Below are 23,571 nucleotides of genomic sequence, written 5' to 3'. Positions count from 1 at the left end.
ACCTAGGCGGCGACGTCCTTGAGGCGCGAGGCCTCCGCAGAGCCCGGCTCCGCCGCCGCGAAGTCGACCACCACGGCCAGTCCCCGCCCGTTCGGGCCGTCCTCCAGCACCAGGGTCGCCGACATCCGCTCGGCCAGCGCGCGGACGATGGGCAGGCCGAGGCCGCTGCCGTTACGCTCCGTGTCGCGCGGCAGGCGGTAGAAGCGGTCGAACACCAGCTCGCGCGACTCGGCCGGAATGCCGGGGCCGTCGTCGATCACCGCCAGCCGGCAGGCGCCGCCCTGGCGCTCCACGCGCACCACCACCGAACCGCCGGCGGTGTTGTATCGGATGGCGTTGTCGATCAGGTTGCCCACCAGCTCGCGCGCCAGGAACGGCTGGCCCACCGCCATCAGCGGTGCGTTGTCGTAGGTCCCCTCGAAGCTCAGCTCCACCTTGTGCCCACGGGCCTGCTCGAACCGGTCGGCCGCCGCGGCGGAGGCGGCGCTCACCAGGTCGAAGGGCTCCCGGAATTCGGCCGGTCCGGACATCTCCTCGGCCCGCGCCAGGGAGATCAACTGCAGCAGCAGGCGCTCCAGCGTGCCGATGGCGCCGTCCATGTCATGCAGGCCCTCCTGCCCGAAGTTGCTGGCCACGCCATAGCGGCGGACGAGGTCCAGATGGGTGCGCAGCACCGCCAGCGGCGTGCGCATCTGGTGCGACGCCTCCGAGGTGAACCGGCTCACGGCGACGGCGGACTCCTTCAACTCGCCGAGCAGGGCGTTGAAGGCGAAGATGAAGGTCGCCGCCTCCTGCGGTGCGGCGGTCAGCGGATTGAAGCGGAAATCGGCCGAGGCGGCCCGCGATTCCAGTTGCGCCTGCAGGTCGACGAACGGCCGGATCGCCCACTTGGTCGCCTGCCAATAGGCCAAGACACCGGTCAACAGGGTCAGGCCGAAGACGATCACGATATAGCCGATCGACTCCTTCTCGCCCTGCATCAGCACCGATTCCTCGATGGCGATCTGGACGACCACCGGCTCGGCGAAACCGGGGGCCCGCCGCACCTCGGTGCCGATCCGCGCGGGCACGCCGCGGAAGGTCCCCGGGCGGATGTAGGCCGGAACGAGGACGTCGACGCCATCCTCGGCGTCAACGTATTCGCTCATGTGCGGCAGTCGGGCGCCGAAGATCGAGCGGACGTCGATGTGTGGCTCGTTGCCGCTCGGGGGCCGGATCTCCGGCAGGCCCTCGACGAACCGGCCGCCGCTGTAGACCGAGTAATAGGTGATCGGCCGGGCGCGCCGCCTCAGAAGCTTCAGCGCCATGGGCACGACCTTCGACCGCAGGGGCTCGGGGGCGGCGTAGGCGACCGATATGGTCTTCAGGGAGCCCAGCAGGATGCGGTTGCCGCCGCTGTCGTAGTTCTGGTGCAGGATCGCGTGCGCGCTGAGCGCCACGGCGACTTCCAACACGATCAGCAGGCCGATGAAGGCCAGCAGCATCCGCCCCCGAAGCGAGCCGAGGCCGGGGAGCCTCATGCGTTTTCGAGGATGTAGCCGAGGCCGCGGACGGTGTTGATCTCCGGCCCGTCGGGCTGGAGCTTGCGGCGCAGGCGCCCGACGTGGACCTCCAGCGCATTGGGGGAGACCTCGGCGTCGTGGTCGAACACCTGGGCCGCCAGCCGGTTGCGCGACATCAGCTTGCCGGCCCGCGCCATCAGCGCCTCCAGCACCGCCATCTCGCGCCGGCGCAGCGCCAGCGGACGGCCGTTCAGCGTGGCCACCCGGCTCGACCGGTCGAGCAGCAGGCCGCCGAACTGCAGGATCGGGTCGGGGGCGTTCTGGCCCCGCCGCACCAGGGCGCGGACCCGGGCCTGGAATTCCGCCGGCTCGAAGGGCTTCGACATGTAGTCGTCGGCGCCCTGGTCCAGGCCGCTGACCCGGTCGTTCAGGGTGTCGCGCGCGGTCAGGATCAGCACCGGGGTGCGGCAACCGCCGCGCCGCATCCGGCGCAGGACCTCCAGCCCGTCCACGTCCGGCAGACCGAGGTCCAGCACGATGGTGCTGTAGGGCTCGCAGCCGGACTGCTCTATGGCTTCCTCGCCCTCGCCGAAATGGTCGACGGCATAGCCTTCCGCCTTCAGTGAACCGACGATCCCGCGGGCCAGCCGCGGATCATCCTCAACCACCATTATTCTCACGGTACCGACCCCTACGCCCCCGCGCGCAGGCTTAGCGTTCGCGACGCCCGGCGCATCAAAAGACACTTCCAGAGCGTACAACGACCTGCGGTCGCTTAGTAAGTGGGCGATTCGCGCGGGATTCGTGCACTCTTGGGCGGCAGAAGCCTGGCCGACCGGCGCGTCAGCGCCGCCCCACCAGACCCTGCGCGCTCAGGTCACGGCTCAGGCGACGGCGGCGATCGCGTCCAGGGTGGGATAGTCGGTGTAGCCGTGCGCGCCGCCGCCATAGAGGGTGTCGCGCCCCAGAAGCTCGTTGAGCGGGGCGTCTTCGCGCAGCCGCCGCACGAGGTCGGGATTGGCGATGAAGGCGCGCCCGAACGACACCAGGTCGGCCCGACCGCTGGCGATGGCGGCCAGGGCCATGGCCCTGTCGTAGCCGTTGTTGACCATCCAGACCCCGTTGAAGCGGTCGCGCAGGGCCGCATAGTCGAACGGCTCGTTGTCGCGCGCCCCGCCGGTCGCACCCTCCACGACATGGAGGTAGGCGAGGCCCAGCGGATTGAGGCCGTCCGCCACGTGGTTGAACAGCGCCTGCGGATCGCTGTCCTTGGAGTCGCCGGCCGGCGACACGGGCGACAGGCGCACGCCGACGCGGTCGGCGCCGATCTCGTCGGCGACCGCCTTGGCCGCCTCGAGGATCAGCCGGGCGCGGTTGGCGATCGAGCCGCCATAGGCGTCGGTCCGGTCGTTGGTCCCGTCGCGCAGGAAGGCGTCGAGCAGGTAGCCGTGGGCGCCATGCAGTTCCACCCCGTCGAAGCCCGCCTCGATGGCGCGGCGCGCGGCGTGGCGGAAGTCGTCGACGATCCCCGGGATCTCGTCCAGGCGCAGGGCGCGCGGCTCCGACACGTCGACGAAGCCCTGGCCGGCGACGAAGGTCTTGGTGGCGGCGCGGATGCCTGAGGGGCCGACCGGCGCCTGGCCGTCCTTCTGGAACAGGGTGTGGGAGACCCGGCCGGTGTGCCAGACCTGCAGGACGATCTTGCCGCCCTTGGCGTGCACCGCATCGGTCACCGCCCGCCAGCCCGCCACCTGGGCGTCGGAGTAGACCCCGGGCGTGTCGGCGTAGCCCTGGGCCTGGGCGGAGATCTGCGTGGCCTCGGCGATGATCAGGCCGGCGGTGGCGCGCTGCGAATAGTATTCGGCGGCGAGGTCGCTGGGGACCAGGTCCGGCCCCGCGCGGTTGCGGGTCAGCGGCGCCATCACGATGCGGTTGGTGAGCTGCAGGGCGCCCGCCGTCGCCGGCTCGAATAGGGCGTCGGCCGAACGGGCCGGGTGGGACTTCGCCATGCAGGATCTCCGAGATTGTCCGGGCGCGCCGCTGCGCTGGCCGCAAAGGTGTGGCTTCGGGCGCGGATCGCAAGGGACCGCGCGGCCTGAAGCGGACCTCCATGGGCGAGGATTTCAAGGCAGGCTGATAGGTAAGCTGATCGCCGCCACGCCAAGCGGGTGGCGCTATGGCTATGCAACCCTCATCGCGGCGGCAGCGTCCCCAGCCCGGCGCAATGCGCGGACAATCGCCGGCCGACGAAGGTCTCGAGGCGCACCTCCGGGGATCCTTGCCGCCCGAACTGGACGCTTCCGGCCGGCTGCACGGTGGCGAAGCACGGTCGCAATCGTGCGAGGGTGGTCTCGGCGTCCGGGCGCTCGACCACCAGAAGCCCGTCGCGACCGACCAGCGACCCCGGTGCGCCGTCATAGGCGAAGCCCCGCGGATCGGAGGAGGCGACGACGATCGGACGCCGCGCGCCGAAGGCCTCGACCAGTCGCCCGGCCTCGTTCCACTTCGCGGCGATGAGGAAGAGGCCGGGGTCGGCCATGACGGCCGAGTGGTCCAGGACCTGCGCCGACGTCCATTCGACCGATTCCAGCGTGGGGTCGCCGTGCGTGAAGACCGCCGGCCAGGCGCGCCCGAGCCAGCCCGTCGCCGCTTCCACCACCACGAACGACCAGAGCGCCAGGAAGGCGCAGAACGACAGCGCCGCCCAGGTCCGCGGCCAGGGCTTGACGGCGGACTCCCGCGCCATGAACTCGCCGGCCAGCGGCATGACGAAGAGCCAGCCGGGCATGGCCCAGTGCGGCAGCGAGGCCTGGCCCCAGATGGGCGTGAGGGTGAACAGCAGGATCGCCGGCCCGCTCAGGGCCAGGCAGAACCATCGCCGACGGCTGCCCCAACCGGCCGGGCCGGGGCGCCACAGGGCCATCACCAGGGGCGCCATCACCCAGGGGAGCATCACCGCGGCCTGGCCGAGGAAGGCCACGACGGGGCCGCCCGGCCGCAGCCCATGGCCAGGAAGCCCGCGCCCTCCCTGGAACAGGAACGACACCCAATGATGCTGGGCGTTCCACACGATGACCGGCGAGACGATCACCGCGGCGATCAGCGCCGCCACATAGGGCCCGGGGCGCTTCAACTGCCCGCGGTCGGCACGCGACGCCGCCAGCAAGATCACCAGTCCCGCGGCGTAGAGGATGGCCTGGTATTTGGACAGGCCGGCGAGGCCGATCCAGATCCCCGCGAGCGCCCAGGCGCGCATCGATCCGCTTGCCCTTGCCCCCAGCGCGGCGGGCGCTGGGAACAGGATCCTCGCGAGCTGATCGGCGGCGGCCAGCAGGCAGAAGATCAGCGGACCGTCCGGCAGCACCCAGCCGCCGGCGATGACGCTGAAAAAGGCCGACAGGTTGAGGGCGACCACCGCCCAGACGCCGGCTCGCGCCCCGAACAGGTGGCGGGTGAGCCGGAAGAGCATCCACGACGACCCGGCGAACAGGAGGACGAACGGCAGGCGGGCCGCGCGCCCATAACCCAGGACATCGCCGAACAGATGGACGATCCACTGATGCAGCGGCGGGTGGTCGTAATAGGAGAGCGCCAGGCGGCGGCTGATGGCGAGGGTGTAGGCCTCATCGACCCCCAGGCCGACCCAGGCCGCGGCGAGCAGCCGCAACACGGTGAACGCCGAGATTATCGCGACCGCGGCGGCCACCTGCGGATCCGCGAGCCGCAGCCAGGCCGGGAGGCGGGCGAGGCCCGGCCACGGGAGCCCGGCGTCGGGCGCGTACGGGGCGGCCACGACCGGGCGAGTGGTCGTCTCGCGGCCTGCGCGGGAGGCCGGGGGTATCGCGTTCAAGGCATAGCTCCGAGCGGGCTTGAATCACCGCCCGGAGATCGAAGGGCCGAGGTCCAGGGTGCAGCGCATCCCGCATGGTTGCGCTTGCTCCGATCCGCTCGATCTCGGTGGCTTTTTCGAGGCCATGGCCCGCGCGCAAGCCGCCGGCGCCCAGCTTCCGACCTTCGGGCGTTGCGCCGTCCTTCAACTGCCCAATAGCTGAGCGCCAAAACCTGACCGTCGCGGCGGCGAGCCTAGTCCTGACGGATCGCCGCGCCGAGGTAGCGCCGGATGCGGACCTGATAGGACTGCGCCGCCCGCGCCATCATCGCCAGATGCCTCTCTGAGACCTCGCCGGCGATGCGCCCCGGCACGCCGCGGACGATGGAATTGTCGGGAACCTCGAAGCCTTCGGGCACGAGCGCCTTGGCCGACACGAGGCAGTTGCGGCCGATCCGCGCGCCGTTCAGCACCACCGCGCCGATGCCGATCAGCGAGCCCGCGCCCACGTGGCAGCCGTGCAGCATGGCCAGGTGGCCGACGCTGACGTTGTCTTCCAGCACCAGCGGGAAGCCGGGGTCGGCATGCAGGACGCTGTTGTCCTGCACATTGCCGCCCGCGCCGATGGTGATCGGCTCGTTGTCGCCGCGCAGCACCGCGCCGAACCAGACGCTGGACCGCGGTCCCAGCCGCACGTCGCCGATCAGGCAGGCGGTGGGCGCGACATAGGCGTCCTCGGCGACCTGGGGCTTCAGCCCCTCCAGCTCGACGCGCATGGCCCTAGGCCAGAGGCATGGCCAGCAGGATGCTGGCGGGCCGGTTGGTGCGGTTCTCCAGGCGGCGCTTCTCGCCGGGGGCCAGGCGGCAGGAATCCCACGCCTCCAGGGTGACCGCGCCGTGCTCGGTGACCACGGTGACCGCGCCCTCCAGCACCACGTAGTGCTTTTCCACGCCCGAGGCGTCCAGCGAGGTATGGCCGCCGGGCAGCAGGTGCGACAGCCCGAGCCACAGGGCCTCGCTCGGGCCGGCCTCATGCCCCTGCAGGCGCAGGCAGCGCATGTCGGTGTGGTTGGGCGGCTCGTAGCCGGGCGCCGCAGCCAGCCGGGTCACGTTCATGGCTTCAGCACCGTGCGGTCGCGGGCGCCCGACAGCACCGCGGCATAGGCGTCCTTGGCGTGCTCCAGGCTGTAGACCGCGTGGTCCAGCACCGGGAACGGGCGCAGGTCCCGCCGCTCGAAACCGGGCGCCAGGGCGTCGAGGATCTCGGCGCATTCCCGGCCGTCCAGCCCCAGGGTGTCGACCCCGACGTAGGTCCGCTGGCCGCGATAGAAGGCCATGATGTCGAACGGCACGGAGCGGTCGAGGGTGGAGATGAAGATCTGCCGGCCCTTCAGCGCCATGGCCTCGTTGGCCTTGTCGAAATAGGGGCTGCCGACGGTGTTGAAGACAATGTCGGCGCCGTGGCCGCCGCTCTCCTCGCGCACGACCTTGGCGAGGTCCTCCTCGGCCGCCCCGATCATCCGCACCGGGCCGGAGGCGTGGCCGGCGTAGGCCTCCCTCGTGCGCTCGACGCCGAACACCTGGGCGCCGAGCATGGTGGCGATCTGGGTGGTCGCCTGGCCGACCTTGCCGTTGGCGCCCAGCACCAGGACCACGTCGCCGGACTTGGGCAGGCCGGCGCGCCGCAGGCCCTCGTAGGCGGTGATGAAGGGCACGCCAACAGCGCCGGCTTCCAGCAGGCTGACCGGCCCGGGCTTGCGCCGCACCTGGGCGCGCTCGACCAGCAGGTGGGTGGCGTGGGTGCCGTCGCGGCGGATGCCGAGCTCGCCGCCCGACCCCCATACCTCCTGGCCCTTGAGGTCGGCGGGACCGTCGACCACCACGCCGGCCCAGTCGCGGCCGGGCGTGCGCGGCCAGACCGCGTGGGGCATGGCCCCCAGCGTCGCCTTGACGTCCGACGGATTGACCCCGGCCGAACGGATCTCGACCACCGCCTGGTCGGGGCCGGCCGCCGGCGGCTCGCTCGGCTCCAGCACCAGGTTCAGGGCGGCGATGTCGGCCGCCTTCTCATAGACTCTCAAGCGCGACATGGGTCTTCCTTGCGAATGTGGGCCAGGACTGCGGGGTCAGGCGAGGCCGAGGGCGGTGCGGGCCTCGGCCGGCGTGGCGGGCTCGACGCCCAGCGAGCGCAGCACCTCGCGGGCGGCGCGGACGAGCTGGCCGTTGGAGCGTACGAGCTCGCCCTTCGAGATGTAGACCGTGTCCTCCATCCCGACCCGGACGTTGCCGCCCAGCAGCCAGGCCTGGGCGACCATCGGCAGGGCGCTGCGGCCGATGCCGAAGCCGGTCCAGGCGGCGCCCTTGGGCAGCAGGTTACGGGCGTAGAGCAGGGTCTCGGGCGAGGCGTCGAAGCCGTAGCGCACGCCCATGACGATGGAATAGAGACCCGGCCCGTCGAGGTCGCCGTCGGCCAGCAGCCGGTGCGCCAGGTGGATGTCGCCGGAATCGAACAGCTCGATTTCCGGCACGGCGCCGGCGTCGCGGATCGCGCGGGCCATGATCGCGGTGTTGCGGCGGGTGTTGATCACCACCTGCTCGCCCGAGTTCATGGTGTTGAGGTCGAGGGTGGCGATGTCCGGCTTCAGGATCGTGATGTGCTCGATCCGCTTCTCGGGCGCGAGCAGGGTGGTGCCGGGGCCGGCGACGCGGGGATCCTCGTCGCTCGGCACGAACCGGCCGCCCGGGCCGGTGGTGAGGTTGATCACCACGTCGCGGTTCTTGCGGCGCACCCGGTCCATCACGTCGCGGTAGTGGTCGAGCTCCATGGACGGTCGGCCGGTCTTCGGGTCGCGCACGTGGATGTGGGCCGCCGCCGCCCCCTCCTCGGCCGCCTCCAGCACCGCGTCGGCGATCTGTTCGGGCGTGACCGGCAGGTGGGAGTTCTGCTCGATGGTGGTGATGTTGCCGGTGACGGCGCAGGTGATGATCGGCTTGGGCAGCATGGCCGGCTCCTTAGAGGTGACGCCCGCCGTCGACCTGGATCACCGACCCGGTCGAGAAGGCGAGGCTCGTGGCGCAGGCCAGCACCGCCTGCGCCACGTCGTGCGGCGAGGTGAGGCGTCGGAGCGGGGTGGCCGAGGCCTGCTTCTCGCTCCAGCTGCGGTCGCGGCCGGGCACGAAATCGGTGTCCACCACGCCGGGCGAGACGGTCAGCACGCGGATCGACGGGGCCAGCGCCCGCGCCAGGGCCGCGCCCATCACGTCCATGCCGGCCTTGGAGGCGCAGTAGGCGATGCTCGACCCCACGGCGGTGGTCGCGGCGATCGAGGAGATGTTGACCACCAGTCCCTCGCCGCCGGCGCCCAGCTGCGGGGCGAAGGCGCGCACGGCGGCGAAGGCCCCGCGGCAGTTCACGGTCAGCACCTGGTCGAAGATCTCGTCGGTCAGGGCGTCGAGGTCGCCGTGGGCGACGGGGCGGGTCATGCCGGCGGAGTTGACCAGGATGTCCGCGCCGCCGAGCTCGGCCCTGACCGCCTCGGCCAGCCGCGCGAGGGAGGCGCTGTCCTCGACCGCGGCGGCATAGGCGCCGTGGCCGGAGCCCGGCAGGGTGTGGCGGACCGCCTCGGCCTTGGCCGGATCACGGCTCGCCACTACCGCCACGCGGGCCCCGGCTTGCGCCAACAGCAGGGCGCAGGCGGCGCCGATGCCGCCTGAGCCGCCCAGGACGACGGCGACCTTGCCGGCCAGGAGTTCGGAAGTGGTCATGGGATGCTCGCGGGTCTGGATCAGGCGATCGGGGGAATGGGGATGCGCATCTCGCCCGGCTCCAGCACGAAGTCGTACTGCAGCGTGTAGAACGCCCCCTCGACGTCCGGGGCCGGCGCGGGGCCGTCCTCGTGCAGGGTGTAGTGGCCGACAATGGAGCGGATCACGCTGAAGGTGACGTCGGTCTCCAGGTGGTCGGCGTCGTCGGCGAAGATCTGGGTGATCAGCGTCTTGAAGCCGGGCCTGGTGATCATGAAGTGGATGTGCGCCGGCCGGTACGGATGGCGCCGCTGCGCCCGCAGCAGGTCGCCGACCGGGCCGTCGGTGGGCACCGGATAGCCGGCCGGCCGCACCGAGCGGAAACGGAAGCGGCCCTCGGCGTCGGTGGTGAAGAGGCCGCGCAGGTTCATGTCCGCCTGCTCCGGGTCCTGATTGTCGTAGAGGCCCACCGGCGAGGCGTGCCAGACGTCGACGTCCGCGCCGGCCAGCGGCCGGCCGTCGATGTCGCGCACGGCGCCGGAGACGAACAGCGGCAGCCCCGGCGTCGGCGACTGCACCAGATTGGCGCCGAGCGGGTAGCGCGGCGCGCTCCCCCGCCAGAACGGGCCGAGCAGGGCCGCAGCGGTCTGGCCGCAGCCGATCGGATTGTTGAGCAGGCCCACCAGGGTGGAGATGCCAAGCACGTCGGCGGCCAGCACCACCTCGTTCTTCACCTCGCTGGTCGCCTGGCCGATCCCGACCAGGAACCGCATGCCCGCCTCGAACTCGTCCTCGGTGGGCCGCACCTCCCGCAGGAAGGCGTGCGAATGGCGCACGAAGGCCGCCATCACCTCGCGCAGACGCGCGTCGGGCGTCTGCGCCATGGCCGCTTCGACCGCGCCTGTGATCTCGGATTCGTGTTCGATCACCATCGTGCGTTTCCGTGCATTCGATTGCACAGAAAGTTCTCCTGCGACGCCTTTGAGTCAAGGGCACGTCACGGAAATTTTCCCGTTTGACAGGCAAAACCGCGGGTGTAGAGGGTGAAGGAATTGGAAATCGGTTGCACGAATAAGGCCGTGAACGAGCGATATACGGTGCAGGACGTCGCCAAGCGCGCCGGGGTTCACGCCTCGACGGTGTCGCGTGCGCTGAACCCCGCCACCCGCCATCGCCTGTCCGAAGAGGTCGCCGCCCGGGTGATCGCCGCCGCGGCCGAGCTGGGCTATGTGCCGAACGGCCTGGCCGCCAGCCTCCGCACCCGCCGCTCCGAGACCATCGGCGTGGTCCTGCCCGACATCACCAACCCCGTCTTCCCGCCGATCCTGCAGGGTCTGGAGGCCGTGCTGGCGGAGGAGCGCTATGTGGCGATGGTGGCCAACGCGGGGTCCGACAACGACCGCCAGCGCCTGGTCATCGAACGCCTGCTCGCGCGCCAGGTCGACGGCCTGGTGCTCGCCACCGTCACCCGCCACGACGCCATCGTCGATCAGTGCCTGAAGGCCGGCGTGCCCCTGGTGGTGGTCAACCGCAGCGAGGCGGACCATCGGGTCTCATCGGTGGTCAGCGACGACCTGCGCGGCATGCGCCTGGCGGTCGACCACCTCTACGGCCTCGGTCACCGCCGCATCGGCCACCTCGGCGGGCCGCAGAACCTGTCGACCGGCAAGGGCCGGCTGGAGGGCTTCCTGAGCGCGGCGCGCGACCATGGGCTGGACCCCGCCTCGAGCGACCTGGAGCTGGCCTCCGGTTTCTCCCGCGAGGCCGGGCGCGAGGCGGCCTTCCGGCTGCTGGAGCACGCGCCGGACCTGACCGGGGTGGTGGTGGCCAACGATCTGCTGGCGCTGGGGCTCTACGACGTGCTCGCCGCCCGCGGCCTCTCCTGCCCGGGCCACCTGTCCGTGGTCGGCCACAACGACATGCCGTTCGTGGACATGGTCTCCCCGCCCCTCACCACCGTGCGCATCCGCCACCGGGAGATGGGCGAGCAGGCCGCGCAGCTGCTGCTGAGGCTGGTGCGCGGCGAGGCGCAGGGCGGCGTGGACGTGGTGCTGAAGCCGGATCTGGTGGTCCGCGCCTCGACCGCGGCGCCGCGATGACGTCGAACCCCATCATCACCAAGCCGGACCGCAAGAACGCCGGCGCAGGACGGCCAGGCGCGCGGCCCGGCCGCCCCCAGCGCCTCCGCCTCCAGGAGGAACGAGCCGATGAGCCCGGTGCTGATTAGGGACGCGACGGTCCTCACCATGCGCGGCGGCGCGGACGACGTGATCCGCGGCGACATCCTGGTCGAGGGCGACCGCATCGCCGCGGTCGGCGCAGGCCTGTCCGACGCCGACGCAGAGGTGGTCGACGGCCGCCGGATGATCGTCATGCCCGGGCTGGTCAACGCCCACATGCACACCTGGCAGACCGCCCTGCGCTCGATCTCGTCCAACTGGACGTTCCCCGAATACGCCCGCTGGATGCACGCCGGCCTCGCCACCCGTTTCCGCCCCCGCGACATCCACATCGCCACCCTGGTCGGGGCCCTGAACCAGCTGGACTGCGGCGCCACGACCCTGGTCGACTGGTGCCACAACAATCCGACCCCCGACCACACCGACGCGGCGATCGCCGCCCTGCGCGCCTCGGGCATCCGCGCCGCCTTCCTGCATGGCACGCCCAAGCCCGACCCGCGGCCGGGCGAGCCGCCCTACTGGGAGACGCCCCACCCGCGCCGGGAGATCGAGCGCCTGCGGGTCGAGCTCCAGCCCGACGCCGGCATGATCTCCCTGGGCCTGGCGGTGCTCGGGCCGCACTACGCCACGCTCGAGGTGACGCTGCAGGACTTCCGGCTGGCGCAGGAGTTCGGTCTGATCGCCTCCATGCACCAGGGCGGCGGGCCGCCGCGCAATCCGGAGGGCTGGGCGCGGCTGGAGGCCGAGGGCCTGCTCAACCGCCTGGTCAACATCGTCCACGGCAACGACCTCAGCGACGCCCAGATCGAGCGGTTCGTGGCGCTGGACGTGCGCTTCACCGTGACGCCGGAGTCGGAGCTGATCTCCGGCCACGGCCATCCCATCATCGGCCGGCTGCGCGACCTGGGCGCGCGCGCCTCCATCGGGGCCGACATCGAGAGCGCCCACTCCGGCGACATGCTCACCGCCGCGCGCACGGCCCTCACCCACCAGCGCGCCCTGGACAACATCGAGGCCCGCGCGCGGGGGACCTTCGGCGGCAAGGCCCGGCTCAGCGCCCGCGACGCCCTCGCCTGGATCACCGTGGAAGGCGCGCGCATGCTCGGCCAGGAGGACCGCATCGGCTCGATCGCCGTCGGCAAGCAGGCCGACCTGGTGCTGATCCGCGCCGACGCCCTGAACCTGCAGCCGATCCACGACCCGATCTCCAGCGTGGTGATGCAGTCCAATCCCTCGAACATCGACTCGGTGATGGTCGCCGGCGCCTGGCGCAAGCGCCACGGGCGCCTGCTGCGCGACGACCTCGCCGCCCTGGTCGAAGAGCTCGGCGAGTCCGGCCGCCGCATCAGCCGCGAGGTGGGCCTGCAGCCCGCCGACCTACACTAAGGAAACCCTCCCCATGACCGACGCCGTCCCCCAGGATCCGAACGCCGCCGCCCAGAAGGCGGCGCTGCTCGACCCCTCGCGCCCGATCCTCGTCCGGCAGGCCCACCTGGTCACCCTGGACGACACCCTCGGCGACCTGGAGGGCGACGTGCTGGTCAAGGACGGCAGGATCGCCGCGGTCGGCCGCGAGCTCGCCTGCGACGGCGCGGTGGTGATCGACGGGACCGACAAGGTCGTCATCCCCGGCTTCGTCAACAGCCACGTCCACCTGTGGCAGACGCTGATCAAGGGCTGCGCCGGCGACTACTCCTTCGGCGACTACCTGCATTACATCCTGGGCGCGGTCGGCAAGTACTACGAGCCCGAGGACGTGCGCGTGGCCACCCAGCTGGGGGCCATCGAGCAGGTCGATGCCGGCGTGACGACGGTCTACGACTGGGCGCACATCATGAACTCGCCCGACCACGCCGACGCGGCCATCGACGGCCTGCAGCAGTCGGGCGTCCGCGCGGTGTTCGGCCACGGCACCCCCGGCGACGACGTCGGGCGCTGGTACTACCAGAGCCGCGAACGCCATCCCGACGACATCGTCCGCATCCGCAAGAGCCGGCTGTCGTCCAATGACGCCCTGGTCACGCTGGGCATGTCCATCCGCGGGCCCGACTTCGCGGGCATGGAGGTCAACCGGGCCGACATCGAGCTGGCGCGATCGCTCGGGATCATGGCCAGCATGCACCTGGCCGTCGGCATGTACGGCGACTACTCGCCCGACACCCGCACGCTCGCCAAGGCGGGGCTGCTCGGTCCGGACATCAACCTCACCCACTGCAACCGCCTGCTGGACGACGAGATCGCCCTGGCGCTGGACCTCGGCGCCAGCATCTCGGTGACGCCGGAGGTCGAGATGCAGATGGGCCATGGCCTGCCGGTCACCGGGCGCGTGCAGGCGGCGGGCGGGCGTATCACGCTCGGCACCGACGTGGTCTGCAGCGTCAGCGCCGACATGTTCTCTCAGATGCGCTTCGCCGTGCAGGCGCAGCGCATGCTCGCCAACGCCAAGGCGCACGAAGGCGGCGCCATGCTCGACCATCTGCCGATCGGCGCCCGCGACGCGCTGATCTCCGCCACCCTGCAAGGCGCCAAGGCGCTCGGCCTCGACCACCGCATCGGCTCGATCACCCCGGGCAAGGACGCCGACCTGACCATCCTATCGTGGGCGCACGAGCGCTCCTCGCCCCTGGTCAATCCCGTGCAGGCGGCGGTCTTCCACGCCAGCGTCGCCAACGTGCACACGGTGATGGTCGCCGGGCGGGTGCGGAAGTTCGCCCACGCCGCCATGCAGGCGGAGGCCGGCTCGATCCGCCGGGCGGCGGAGATGGGCCATCGAGTCATGGCCGCGGCCGGGATCATCCTGCCCGCGAGCCTGGCCGCTTGACGGCGCTAGGGCTCCTCGGAAAGCCGGTAGCCCGCGCCCCGCACGGTGTGCAGCAAGGGCTTGTCGAAGCCGGTCTCCAGGGCTTTGCGGAGCCGGCTGATGTGGGTGTCGATGATGCTGGTGTGCGGATCGAAGCGGTAGTCCCAGACCCGTTCCAGCAGCATCACCCGGGTGACCACGCGGTTCTGGTTGCGCAGCAGGAACTCCAGCAGCTTGAACTCGCGCGGCAGGAGCTCGATCGGCCGGCCGTCGCGCACGACCTTGCGGGTCAGGAGGTCCATGACCAGCCCGCCGCAGCGGAGCTCGGTCTCCACGGTCTTCTCGGTGCGCCGGCGGATCAGGTTCTCGAGCCGGGCGTGCAGCTCCGAAAAGCCGAACGGCTTGGTCAGGTAGTCGTCTCCGCCCGCCCGGAGGCCTTTGACGCGCTCGTCGAGGTGGCCCATGGCCGAGAGGATCAGGATCGGGGTCGGCACCGCCGCGGCGCGCAGCGCCTTGACCACCGTGAGGCCGTCGAGCCCGGGGATCATGCGGTCCATGACGATGGCGTCGAATTCGGACGAGGTCGCCAGGTAGAGGGCGTCGCGGCCGTCGCCGACGTGCTCGACGGTGAAGCCCTCCTCACGCAGGCCTTTGGCGATGTAGTCCGCGGTCGAGGAGTCGTCCTCGACCACCAGCACGCGCCTGGGCATGCCTAACCTCCTTGGCGTCCGGCTGCCGAGTCAGCCCTCGAGGCCCTGTGTGTATAGGACTCCGGACGCCGGCCTTTACAAGGACGCCGCTTGCGAAGCCGCGCCCGTGGGGCCGCGCGAGGCTTGCATTTCTGTAAGGCAAGCAGGCAGGCCGCTGTGAGGCCGCGCGCCAAAGGATGCGTCAAATGTGATGGGTCGCGACCCGGTCCGGTTCCGACCCGGAGCCCTCTGGCCACGCCCCCGGAGCCCGCCATGAACAGCGCCACCGCCGAGCCGGAACTCGACTTCCAAGAGGCGAACCACCGCTTCCTGAACACCCTCGCCTCACTCTACGGATTCCTGCGATCCGACCTCGGCGACCTGGACGATCCCGCCTTCAGCCAGGCCGTCGGCGCCTTCGCCAGCCGCGTCCAGGCCTTCGCCTGCGTGCACCGAACGCTGGGCGAGGATCCCGGAGAGGATTTGGTGGATGCGCCCGCCCACATGGCGAGGCTGTGCGGCGGGTTGTGCGACGCGCTGCTGGCGCCGCGCGGCCTCCACTGCGAGCTCAGCGCCGACCCCGGAACCCTGCCGCGTGAGATCTGCCAGACCCTGGATCTGATCATCGCCGACCTGGTCGCCAACGCGGCCAAACACGCCTTCGTCGGGCGGGACTGCGGGCGGGTCAGCATCTGCCTGCGACACCGCCCCGACGGATGGATGTGCGCGGTCGCCGACAACCGCTCCGGCGCCCGCGGCGGGGCCAGCAGCAACCGGATGATGCTGGTCCGCAGGCTGGCGCATGCGCTGGACAGCGACCTGTGCATCCACTCCGACCGCCAGGGCATGATGGTCACCCTCAGCCTGCCCGAATCCACCCTGGCGCACAGGACCCGGGCGTCCACGGCCCCATGTCACGCCTGACGGCGGCGACAGCCACGCGCATCCTGCTCGTGGACGGCCACCGCACGGCCGCGACGGCGCTGGCGCTCCGGCTGGCGACCGCGGGCCACCGGGTGGGCCGCGCCTACTCCTGGCGCGAGGGCCTGTCGCGCGCGGTGGGCAGCGATCACCACCTGATCCTGCTCCACCGCGACCTGCCCGAGATCGACGGCCTCGCCCTGGTGCGAATCCTCCGCGCCTGCGGCCTCACCGCACCGATGCTGCTGCTCTCCGCCACCGACGGCGCCGAGGCGCGCCGGGAGGCGCTCGGCGCGGGGGCGGACGATCACCTCGCCCAGCCGTTCGCCGATGAAACCCTGCTGGCCCGCGTCGCCGCCCTGGCCCGGCCCCCGCCGCAGCGCGACGCGCCGACCCTCCTCGCGGTCGCCGATCTCGAGCTCGACCTGGAGAACCGCTCGGCCGCGCGGGCCGGGCGCGCGCTGCGGGTGCCGGGGCGTGACTTCGACCTGCTCGCCTATCTGGTCCGCAACCACGGTCGCGCCGTCACCCGCGACAGCCTGCTGCGGCATGTCTGGGGGCGCGACCCGGGACCCCGCACCCTGCGGGCCAGCATCGACCGGATCCGCACGGAGGTGGACGGCGGCTCTCCCCTCCAGCTCATCCACGTGGTGCCGGGGATCGGCTATTGCCTGCTCGACGAGGGCGACTGAACGCCGCCGCTCAGGCTCCCCGCACCAGGGTGAGGACCGCACGGAGCCCGGGCCTGTTGTCCTCCAGCCGAAGCTCGCCGCCGTGCAGCTTCGCCGCCGCCGCGACGATGGACAGCCCGAGGCCCGAGCCGGAGCCGCCGCGGGCGGCGTCCAGCCGCACGAACCGATCCTTCACCCGACCGCGGTCCGCCTCCGGGATGCCGGGCCCGTTGTCCGCGACGACGATCTCCGCGCGGCCAGGAGCACTCAGCACCGCCAGCGTGACCGTCGCGCCCGAGCCGGCGTGCCGCGCCGCGTTGAACAGCAGGTTGCCGACCGCCTGGCGGAGCAGCTGCTCGTGGCCGTCCATCGCCAGCGGGGCCATCGGGGCGATCTCCAGCGTTTGGCCGGCGTCCTCCAGCACGGGTGCGAAGAGGCTCGCCAGGTCGACCACCATCTCGTCCAGCCGAAGCGGCTGCATCATCTCGCGCGAGAGGCCGGATTCCGCCCGGGCGATGTCGATGAGGGCGGTGAACACCGAGAGCACCCGCTCCAGCTCGGTGCTGACGGATTCCAGGGCGTCGCGGCAATCCCCATGGCTGGTCGCCGGGTCGAGGGCGACTTCGACGGCGCGTCGCATCCGGGTCAACGGCGTGCGCAGGTCGTGGGCGAGGCTGTCGGTGACCGTGCGCATGCCGGTCAACAGCTCCTCGATACGGTCCAGCATCCGGTTCAGGGACTCGCCGATCCGGTCGAAGGAGTCGCCGCGCTCGGAGACCTCGGCCCGCGCGCCGAGGTCTCCGGCCGCGATCCGCTCGGCGACGCCGGCCACCGCGTTGGCCCGCTGGATCACCAGGGCGTTCAAGAGCAGCCCGACCCCCAGGCTGGCGGTGACGACGATCCCCAGCGCGATCAACAGGCCATCGGCGGTGCGGCTTTCGTAGTCCCGCTGTCCGGCCGCGTCCCGGCCGATGACCAGCAGCGAGCCGTCCGGCAGCCTCTCCGTGGTCGCATGGAGGGCGATCGGTCCGGCCAGGGTCCGCGACTCGACCTGGCCCCAGCCGCCGCTCGGCAGCCGGTGCGGCGCCGCCAGCAGGTCGCCGCCGATCCGCCGCCCGGCGGCGTCGAACAGCCCATAGTGGGCCTCGGGCGCCGCCAGCCTCGATCGACGCTCCATCCGCGTCACCAGCCCCGGGACCCCTTCGAGCTCGAACGCCTCGGTGAGGATCTGCCGCTCCGCCATGGCGGCGTTGTGCTCGCGGTCCAGGAAGACGTCCTCGGCCGACAGGTTGACCATGTAGAAGGCCAGGGCCACCGCGCCCAGGACGGTGATCATCGCAAAGACGGTGAAGGCCAGCGGCCGTAGCCGCACTGACCGTCTCATCGGTCTCCCAGTCATGCAGGGCGGTCCGCGGTGGCAGGGGCCATGAGGGTCCTTTGCTGTCCGGCATTCCTCGGCCGTCCGGTTCCGCGGGGGCCGCGCAGGGAGCTTACACCCTTGTAAGTCGCGCGCGAGGCGGCTGCCGCACGGATCCGCGAGGATGGCGTCAAGGCCCGGGCTTGGAGCCTTTGGGAGACCGATGTGAGCCGGAAGGTGTGGTTGGGAGGCGGCGCTCTGGCCCTGGTGTTGGCGGGCAGCCTTTGCCTCGTCTCGCCGCGGCTCGGCGGCTTCGCCCTGATCCTGCTCGCGCTCGGGGCGGTGGCGATCTTCGCCTACCGGCTCCTCTGAGCCGGCCAGGCGCGCGTGGGCGCGGGAGAGAGTTCGAGATGGACAAGGATGGCGAAGGCGCACCTGCACGCAGGCCCGCACTTTCAACGGCGTGCGTGGCGCTGGCGGCGGCCCTTCTGACGGGCTGCGCGAGCTATTCGCCGCTGCCGCTTACCGCCGCCGCGCAGCTGGCGCCTGCGGTCGACCAACTGGCCCACGACCAGCCTCTGCCCGCCGGACCCCTCAGCGTGGAGCAGGTCACCGCCCTGGCGGTGCAGAACAACCCCGACCTGCGCGCGGTCCGCGCCCAGCACGGTGTCGCCCAGGCCCAGCTGATCCAGGCCGGCGTGCTGCCCAATCCGCAGCTCAGCTTCGCCATCCTGCCGTTGCTGGCCGGCGTCGGGACCACCACCGCCTGGAACGCGGCGCTGAGCTTCGACATCCACGCCCTGCTCACCTACCGCACCCGCAAGGAGGCGGCGCAGAAGACCGTGCAGCAGGTCGACGCCGACATCCTCTGGCGCGAATGGCAGGTCGCCGGCCAGGCCCGCCTGCTGGCCGTCGACCTGATCGAAGGCCAGCACAGCCTCACGCTCCTCACCCAGGCGCGCGACCTGCTCGCCCAGCGCGGCCAGCGGCTGGAGACCGCCGTCGCGGCCGGCAACCTGACCCTGACGGACACCGCGCCCTATCTGGCGACGCAGCAGGCCACGCAGGTCCAGCTCGACGACCTGCAACGCCGGCTGCTCACCGAGCGGCACCAGCTGAACGCGTTGCTGGGCCTCGCGCCCGAGGTGGTCGTGCCGCTCGCCGACACCGTGGACCTGCCGCCGCTGGATCCCGCGGCGATCGAGCGAGACCTGCCCAACCTGGCGCAGCGGCGGCCCGATCTGGTGGCGCTGCAGCTGGGCTACGCCGCCGAGGACGCCAAGCTGCGCACGGCGCTGCTGTCGCAGTTCCCCAACCTGACCATGGGCGCCTCCGGCGGCAGCGACAACGCCAACGTGCGCAACGGCGGCCCGACCGCCAGCCTCGGCCTGCCGATCTTCGACCGCAACCAGGGCGGCATCGCCATCGAGCGGGCCACCCGGGTCCAGCTGCACGAGGAATACGCCGCCCGGCTCACCGCCGCGGTGGGCGACGTCCGCGCCCGGCTGAAGGAAATCGCCGTCACCCAGGCCCAGCTGGAGCAGACGCGCGCCGACCTGCCCGTCGCCGAGCGCCGCGCCGCCCAGGCGGAAGCCGCCATGCGCACCCGCAATATCGACCAGCGCACCTACGTGGACCTGGTCAACGCCCGCCTCACCCGAGCCGCGCAGGCGATCACCCTGGAGCAGACGCTGCTCGAGCAGCAGGTGGCGATCGCCACCGTCGTCGGCGCCGGGCTGCCTTCCGTTCAACCGTTGTCACAGGAAACCCCGCGATGACGTCGCGCCCCATCCTTCTCGCCCTCCAGGCGGCGGGCGCCACGCTTGCCCTGGCCGCCTGCAGCCAGCCGCCGCCGCCCGCGCCGAAGCCGAGCGTGCTGGTGCGCACCCAGCCGGCGACCCAGGGCGCCGTGCCCGACGTGGTGACGGTCTACGGCGCCGCGGCGCCGGCGACCGGCGCGCTGCAGACGCTGAGCGTGCGCCAGCCGGCGCAGGTGGACGCCATCCTCGTCGCCCCGGGCGCCCTGGTGCGGGCCGGTCAGCCGCTGCTGGCCTACAGCCTCCAGCCGACCTCGGTCAGCGCCTACCGCCAGGCCGCGGCGGCGGTGAAGCTCGCCGAGACCCAGCAGGCCCACGTCAGCCAGCTGTTCTCGCAACAGCTCGCCACCCAGGACCAGGTGGCCCAGGCCGAGGCGGGCCTGCGCAGCGCCCAGGCCAATCTCGCCGCCCTCGCCCAGCAGGGCGCCGGCGTCGCCTCCGGCCGCGTGACGGCGCCGTTCGACGGCGTGGTGGTGTCGATCCCGGTCGCCGTGGGCGACCAGACGATGGCCGGCGCGGCGCTGATGACGGTCGCCCGCAATGGCGGCCTGGTGGTCACAGCGGGCTTCGACCCGGCCTCGGCGGCGCGGCTGCGGCCCGGCCAGCCGGCGACCGTGCAGAGCCTCTCGGGCGGTCCGAGCGTGCCAGGGCAGGTGCTGCGGGTGACGGGGGCGCTCAATCCGCGGACCCGGCTCGTCGACGCCGACATCGGCGTCGCCGGCGGCGGCCTCGTCCTCGGCGACGCCTTCCGCGCCGCGGTCACGATCGGACAGGTCAGCGGCTGGATCGCGCCGCACGTCGGCGTGCTCAACGACGGACAGCGCGACTACGTGTTCCAGGTCAGCGGCGGCAAGGCCCAGCGGGTCGACGTCTCGGTGGTCCGCAACGCCGGCGACGTGGACGTCGTCCAGGGTCCGCTCGATCCGCGCCTGCCCCTGGTGGCCGACGGCGCGTACCAGCTGGAGACCGGGGCGCAGGTGCGCACCGCGGCCGTCGCCCGATGAAGTTCGTCGGCTTCCTCGATGCGCAATGGCGCGCCATCCTGCTGATCGCCTTCGCGCTCGCCGCGGCGGGCGTGGCGCTGGCGGTCAGCCTGCCGGTGGGACTGTTCCCGCAGGTCGCCTTCCCCCGGGTGGTGGTCGATCTCGACGCCGGCAGCCGCCCCGCCGACCAGACCGCCCTGCTCGTCACCCGGCCCGTGGAAGAGGCGATCCGGATGGTGCCGGGCGTGCTCGACGTCCGCTCCGAGACCAGCCGCGGCTCGGCCCAGATCTCCATCGACTTCGGCTGGGGGCGCGACATGATCGCCTCCACGCTGCTGGTCGACGCCGCCGTCGCCAAGACGCTCCCCACCCTGCCGGCGGGCGCCGCCTACGAGGTCCGGCGGATGGACCCCACGGTCTTCCCGATCATCTCCTACGCCCTGGAGTCGAACACCGCCTCGCCGGTGGCGCTGCAGGACCTCGCCCAGTACCAGATCAAGCCGCTGCTCTCCTCGATCCCCGGGCTGGCGCGGGTCGCCGTCCAGGGCGGCGAGACCTCCGAGGTGCAGGTGCTCGCCGATCCGCATCGGCTGGCCGCCTACAACCTGTCGATGACCGACCTCTCCAACGCGCTGAGCGCCGGCAACAGCCTGCAGGCGGTCGGGCGGCTGCAGGATCGCGGCAAGCTGTTCCTGGTGATCTCCAACCGCAGCATCCTGCGCGCCGCCGACGTGGCGGAGGTCGTGGTGCGCTCCGATCCCACCGGCGTGGTGCGGGTGCGCGACGTGGCCACGGTGTCCAACGGCGTCATGCCGCAGTGGACGCGGGTGGTGGAGGACGGCCGTCCGGCGGTGCTGTTCAACGTCTATGAGCAGCCGGACGGCAACGCCGTGCAGATCGCCAAGGCGGTGCAGGGCAGCCTGGCCACCTTCAAGCTGCCGCCCGGCGTCCGGCTGGTGAAGTGGTACGACCAGAGCGAGCTCGTCACCCAGTCCGCCTCCAGCGTGCGCGATGCGGTGCTGATCGGCCTGGTGCTGGCCGCCATCGTGCTGATCATGTTCCTGCGAAGCTGGCGGGTGACCCTGATCGCCGTGCTGGTGGTGCCCGCCACCCTGGCCGCCACGGTGCTGGTGCTCAGCATCGCCGGGATGAGCTTCAACATCATGACCATGGGCGGCATCGCCGCGGCCGTGGGCCTGCTGATCGACGACGTGATCGTCATGGTCGAGCACATCGCCCGCCGCGCCGGCGCGCCCAGGCCCGAGGGCGAGGGGACCATGGGCGCCGACGCGGTCATGCCGGCGGCGCGGGAGTTCATGACGCCGCTGACCGGGTCGAGCCTCGCCACCCTGATCGTGTTCCTGCCGCTGAGCTTCCTGGGCGGCGTGACCGGCGCCTTCTCGAAGGCGCTGTCGATCACCATGGCCGCGGCGTTGGCGATCTCCTACCTGATGACGGCGCTGGTGGTGCCGGTGCTGGCCCGCCGCATCATCAACTTCGACCGCTGGCGCGATCCCGGGGCCGGCCGGACCAGCTGGCTGGGGCGCCAACACCTGAGGCTGCTCGACGCCGTGTTCAAGCGGCCGTGGATCCTGGCGGTGGTCGTCGCGGTGCTGCTGGTCGGCGGGTTCATGACCTCTCGCGCGGTCCCCACCGGCTTCATGCCCAAGGTGGACGAGGGCGGCTTCATCATCGACTACACGACCAAGCCCGGCACCTCACTCGACGAGACCGGCCGCGAGGTGGCGCAGATCGACGCCATCCTGAAGGCCACGCCCGAGGTCGAGACCTTCTCGCGCCGGCTGGGCACGGGGCTCGGCGGCAACCTCGGCCAGAGCTACCACGGCGACTACTTCGTGCGCCTGAAGCCCGACCATAAGCGCGGCACGCCCGAGGTGATGAACGCCGTCCTCGATAAGGCGACCGCCCTGGTGCCCGGCGTGCAGATCGAGGTGGCGCAGCTGATGGAGGACCTGATCGGCGACCTCACCGCCGTGCCACAGCCGATCGAGATCAAGCTCTATGGCGCCGACACCGCCAGCCTGATCCCGCAGGCGGAGCGCGTGGCCGCCGCCATCTCGAAGATCTCCGGCGTCGCCGAAGTGAAGAGCGGCGTGAGGCTGGCCGGCGACGCCCTCGACGTCCGCGTCGATCCGGTCCGCACCGGCATCGAAGGCATGACGCCGGACCAGGTCAGCCAGGCGCTGTCCACCGCCATCGCCGGCGCGGTGGCCACCAACCTGCCGCAGCCGACCAAGATCGTCGGCGTCCGCGTGCGCCTCCCCGACGCGCTCAGCCTGCGCGAGCCGGACCTCGCGGCCCTGCCGATCCGCGCCCCGGATGGCCATGTGTTCCCGCTAAGCCGGGTGGCGACCATCGTCCCGGTGACCGGCCAGCCGGAGATCTCGCGCGACAACCTGCAGCCGATGATCGCCGTCACCGGCCGCATCGTGGGCCGCGGCATGGGCGCGGCGGTGGGCGACGTGAAGACGGCGCTGGCCCAGCCGGGGATGCTGGGCCCGGGCGTCCGCTACGAGCTCGGCGGCCTCTACCAGCAACAGCAGATCGCCTTTGCCGGCCTCGCCAAGGTGTTCATCGCCGCCCTGATCGCCGAGTTCATCCTGCTGCTGATCATCTACCGCCGGCTGTGGCTGCCGGTGATCATCATCGGCTGCTCGCTGCTGTCGACCACCGCGGTGTTCACGGCGCTGTTCCTGACCAAGGTCGAGCTGAACATCACCGCGCTGATGGGCATGACCATGATCATCGGGATCGGCACGGAGATGGCGATCTTCTTCGTCTCCGAATACGCCGAGTTCGCCGAGCGGATGCCGACCCGCGAGGCGCTGCGCCAGGCGGCCCGCGAACGCCTGCGGCCGATCACCATGACCACCCTGGCCGCCATCCTGACGCTGACCCCGCTGGCGCTGGCCATCGGCCAGGGATCGGGGATCCAGCAGCCGCTGGCGATCGCCATCATCGCCGGCCTGCTGCTGCAGTACCCGCTGGTCCTGCTGGCGATGCCTGTGCTGATCGGCCTGACCATGCGCCAGAAGACCTGAGCGGGGAGGCTACGGC

The 23,571-nt window shown here is 71.7% G+C and carries 21 protein-coding genes; 9 read left to right on the top strand and 12 right to left on the bottom strand.

Features of this window, described 5'->3' with window-relative positions; genetic code table 11:
* Positions 1–2: 2 nt before the first annotated feature.
* The 10 genes from DJ021_RS10935 to DJ021_RS10890 form a co-directional block, all read right to left on the bottom strand.
* Positions 3–1,520, bottom strand: coding sequence for a sensor histidine kinase (locus DJ021_RS10935; RefSeq protein ID WP_133254989.1), 1,518 nt, complete (start codon positions 1,518–1,520; stop codon positions 3–5).
* A complete protein-coding gene (locus DJ021_RS10930) occupies positions 1,517–2,173 on the bottom strand; it encodes a response regulator (RefSeq protein ID WP_243625964.1) in 657 nt (218 codons plus the stop codon). Before DJ021_RS10930 ends, DJ021_RS10935 begins: the two co-directional genes overlap by 4 nt.
* Positions 2,174–2,386: 213 nt before the next feature.
* Positions 2,387–3,511 carry an alkene reductase gene (locus DJ021_RS10925; RefSeq protein WP_111457575.1) on the bottom strand — a complete coding sequence of 375 codons (1,125 nt, stop codon included), beginning with the start codon at positions 3,509–3,511 and terminating at the stop codon, positions 2,387–2,389.
* 182 nt (positions 3,512–3,693) lie between these two features.
* A complete protein-coding gene (locus DJ021_RS10920) occupies positions 3,694–5,352 on the bottom strand; it encodes an ArnT family glycosyltransferase (RefSeq protein ID WP_111457574.1) in 1,659 nt (552 codons plus the stop codon).
* Positions 5,353–5,585: 233 nt separating this feature from the next.
* Positions 5,586–6,107: a gamma carbonic anhydrase family protein gene (locus tag DJ021_RS10915; protein WP_111457573.1), complete on the bottom strand. Its 522-nt coding sequence runs from the start codon at positions 6,105–6,107 to the stop codon at positions 5,586–5,588.
* 4 nt (positions 6,108–6,111) lie between these two features.
* Positions 6,112–6,447: a cupin domain-containing protein gene (locus DJ021_RS10910; RefSeq protein WP_111457572.1), complete on the bottom strand. Its 336-nt coding sequence runs from the start codon at positions 6,445–6,447 to the stop codon at positions 6,112–6,114.
* Positions 6,444–7,421, bottom strand: a complete 978-nt coding sequence (locus DJ021_RS10905; RefSeq protein ID WP_111457571.1) for a quinone oxidoreductase family protein — start codon at positions 7,419–7,421, stop codon at positions 6,444–6,446. Before DJ021_RS10905 ends, DJ021_RS10910 begins: the two co-directional genes overlap by 4 nt.
* Before the next feature lie 36 nt (positions 7,422–7,457).
* Complete coding sequence (locus DJ021_RS10900; RefSeq protein ID WP_111457570.1) at positions 7,458–8,333, bottom strand: beta-keto acid cleavage family enzyme; 876 nt, start codon at positions 8,331–8,333, stop codon at positions 7,458–7,460.
* A 10-nt stretch (positions 8,334–8,343) separates the two neighbouring features.
* Entirely contained in the window at positions 8,344–9,096 is a 753-nt protein-coding gene (locus tag DJ021_RS10895) for an SDR family NAD(P)-dependent oxidoreductase (RefSeq protein WP_111457569.1), read from the bottom strand.
* Positions 9,097–9,116: 20 nt separating this feature from the next.
* Entirely contained in the window at positions 9,117–10,007 is an 891-nt protein-coding gene (locus tag DJ021_RS10890; RefSeq protein ID WP_111457568.1) for a dioxygenase family protein, read from the bottom strand.
* Positions 10,008–10,154: 147 nt separating this feature from the next.
* Here DJ021_RS10890 and DJ021_RS10885 point away from each other — a divergent pair, with 147 nt between their 5' ends.
* The 3 genes from DJ021_RS10885 (at position 10,155) to DJ021_RS10875 (ending at position 14,076) form a co-directional block, all read left to right on the top strand.
* Positions 10,155–11,174 (top strand): LacI family DNA-binding transcriptional regulator, encoded by a 1,020-nt coding sequence (locus DJ021_RS10885; RefSeq protein WP_207801816.1) that lies wholly within the window; start codon positions 10,155–10,157, stop codon positions 11,172–11,174.
* A 108-nt stretch (positions 11,175–11,282) separates the two neighbouring features.
* Positions 11,283–12,641 carry an amidohydrolase family protein gene (locus DJ021_RS10880; protein ID WP_111457566.1) on the top strand — a complete coding sequence of 453 codons (1,359 nt, stop codon included), beginning with the start codon at positions 11,283–11,285 and terminating at the stop codon, positions 12,639–12,641.
* A gap of 13 nt (positions 12,642–12,654) precedes the next feature.
* On the top strand, positions 12,655–14,076 hold the full coding sequence (locus tag DJ021_RS10875) for an amidohydrolase family protein (RefSeq protein ID WP_111457565.1): 1,422 nt from the start codon (positions 12,655–12,657) through the stop codon (positions 14,074–14,076).
* 5 nt (positions 14,077–14,081) lie between these two features.
* Here DJ021_RS10875 and DJ021_RS10870 read toward each other — a convergent pair whose 3' ends face one another.
* Positions 14,082–14,765: a response regulator transcription factor gene (locus tag DJ021_RS10870; protein ID WP_111457564.1), complete on the bottom strand. Its 684-nt coding sequence runs from the start codon at positions 14,763–14,765 to the stop codon at positions 14,082–14,084.
* Between the two features lie 252 nt (positions 14,766–15,017).
* Here DJ021_RS10870 and DJ021_RS19090 point away from each other — a divergent pair, with 252 nt between their 5' ends.
* Both DJ021_RS19090 and DJ021_RS10860 read left to right on the top strand, forming a co-directional pair.
* Positions 15,018–15,668, top strand: a complete 651-nt coding sequence (locus DJ021_RS19090) for a sensor histidine kinase (RefSeq protein ID WP_111457563.1) — start codon at positions 15,018–15,020, stop codon at positions 15,666–15,668.
* Complete coding sequence (locus DJ021_RS10860; protein ID WP_207801815.1) at positions 15,656–16,357, top strand: response regulator transcription factor; 702 nt, start codon at positions 15,656–15,658, stop codon at positions 16,355–16,357. The genes DJ021_RS19090 and DJ021_RS10860 overlap by 13 nt, the downstream gene beginning before the upstream one ends.
* Before the next feature lie 10 nt (positions 16,358–16,367).
* Here the strand turns inward: DJ021_RS10860 and DJ021_RS10855 are convergent, their stop codons facing one another.
* Complete coding sequence (locus tag DJ021_RS10855; protein ID WP_165837185.1) at positions 16,368–17,720, bottom strand: sensor histidine kinase; 1,353 nt, start codon at positions 17,718–17,720, stop codon at positions 16,368–16,370.
* 198 nt (positions 17,721–17,918) lie between these two features.
* Here DJ021_RS10855 and DJ021_RS18900 point away from each other — a divergent pair, with 198 nt between their 5' ends.
* From DJ021_RS18900 to DJ021_RS10840, 4 genes are all read left to right on the top strand, one after another.
* Entirely contained in the window at positions 17,919–18,065 is a 147-nt protein-coding gene (locus DJ021_RS18900; protein WP_165837184.1) for a hypothetical protein, read from the top strand.
* Between the two features lie 95 nt (positions 18,066–18,160).
* Complete coding sequence (locus DJ021_RS10850) at positions 18,161–19,471, top strand: TolC family protein (RefSeq protein WP_207801814.1); 1,311 nt, start codon at positions 18,161–18,163, stop codon at positions 19,469–19,471.
* Complete coding sequence (locus DJ021_RS10845) at positions 19,468–20,514, top strand: efflux RND transporter periplasmic adaptor subunit (RefSeq protein ID WP_111457559.1); 1,047 nt, start codon at positions 19,468–19,470, stop codon at positions 20,512–20,514. The genes DJ021_RS10850 and DJ021_RS10845 overlap by 4 nt, the downstream gene beginning before the upstream one ends.
* Complete coding sequence (locus tag DJ021_RS10840; protein ID WP_111457558.1) at positions 20,511–23,555, top strand: efflux RND transporter permease subunit; 3,045 nt, start codon at positions 20,511–20,513, stop codon at positions 23,553–23,555. Before DJ021_RS10845 ends, DJ021_RS10840 begins: the two co-directional genes overlap by 4 nt.
* Positions 23,556–23,571 lie beyond the last annotated feature (16 nt).

It is taken from the genome of Phenylobacterium hankyongense (genome assembly GCF_003254505.1).
Lineage (GTDB): Bacteria > Pseudomonadota > Alphaproteobacteria > Caulobacterales > Caulobacteraceae > Phenylobacterium > Phenylobacterium hankyongense.
This window is presented reverse-complemented; position numbering and strand designations above follow the sequence as displayed.

Bases quoted from the DNA above. Each gene is read 5' to 3' on its own strand.
- DJ021_RS10870 (WP_111457564.1), bottom strand. From the start codon at position 14,765: ATGCCCAGGCGCGTGCTGGTGGTCGAGGACGACTCCTCGACCGCGGAC.
- DJ021_RS10900 (WP_111457570.1), bottom strand. From the start codon at position 8,333: ATGCTGCCCAAGCCGATCATCACCTGCGCCGTCACCGGCAACATCACC.
- DJ021_RS10890 (WP_111457568.1), bottom strand. From the start codon at position 10,007: ATGGTGATCGAACACGAATCCGAGATCACAGGCGCGGTCGAAGCGGCC.
- DJ021_RS10915 (WP_111457573.1), bottom strand. From the start codon at position 6,107: ATGCGCGTCGAGCTGGAGGGGCTGAAGCCCCAGGTCGCCGAGGACGCC.
- DJ021_RS10925 (WP_111457575.1), bottom strand. From the start codon at position 3,511: ATGGCGAAGTCCCACCCGGCCCGTTCGGCCGACGCCCTATTCGAGCCG.
- DJ021_RS10910 (WP_111457572.1), bottom strand. From the start codon at position 6,447: ATGAACGTGACCCGGCTGGCTGCGGCGCCCGGCTACGAGCCGCCCAAC.
- DJ021_RS10855 (WP_165837185.1), bottom strand. From the start codon at position 17,720: ATGAGACGGTCAGTGCGGCTACGGCCGCTGGCCTTCACCGTCTTTGCG.
- DJ021_RS19090 (WP_111457563.1), top strand. From the start codon at position 15,018: ATGAACAGCGCCACCGCCGAGCCGGAACTCGACTTCCAAGAGGCGAAC.
- DJ021_RS10880 (WP_111457566.1), top strand. From the start codon at position 11,283: ATGAGCCCGGTGCTGATTAGGGACGCGACGGTCCTCACCATGCGCGGC.
- DJ021_RS10860 (WP_207801815.1), top strand. From the start codon at position 15,656: ATGTCACGCCTGACGGCGGCGACAGCCACGCGCATCCTGCTCGTGGAC.
- DJ021_RS10875 (WP_111457565.1), top strand. From the start codon at position 12,655: ATGACCGACGCCGTCCCCCAGGATCCGAACGCCGCCGCCCAGAAGGCG.
- DJ021_RS10935 (WP_133254989.1), bottom strand. From the start codon at position 1,520: ATGAGGCTCCCCGGCCTCGGCTCGCTTCGGGGGCGGATGCTGCTGGCC.
- DJ021_RS10840 (WP_111457558.1), top strand. From the start codon at position 20,511: ATGAAGTTCGTCGGCTTCCTCGATGCGCAATGGCGCGCCATCCTGCTG.
- DJ021_RS10895 (WP_111457569.1), bottom strand. From the start codon at position 9,096: ATGACCACTTCCGAACTCCTGGCCGGCAAGGTCGCCGTCGTCCTGGGC.
- DJ021_RS10845 (WP_111457559.1), top strand. From the start codon at position 19,468: ATGACGTCGCGCCCCATCCTTCTCGCCCTCCAGGCGGCGGGCGCCACG.
- DJ021_RS10905 (WP_111457571.1), bottom strand. From the start codon at position 7,421: ATGTCGCGCTTGAGAGTCTATGAGAAGGCGGCCGACATCGCCGCCCTG.
- DJ021_RS10930 (WP_243625964.1), bottom strand. From the start codon at position 2,173: ATGGTGGTTGAGGATGATCCGCGGCTGGCCCGCGGGATCGTCGGTTCA.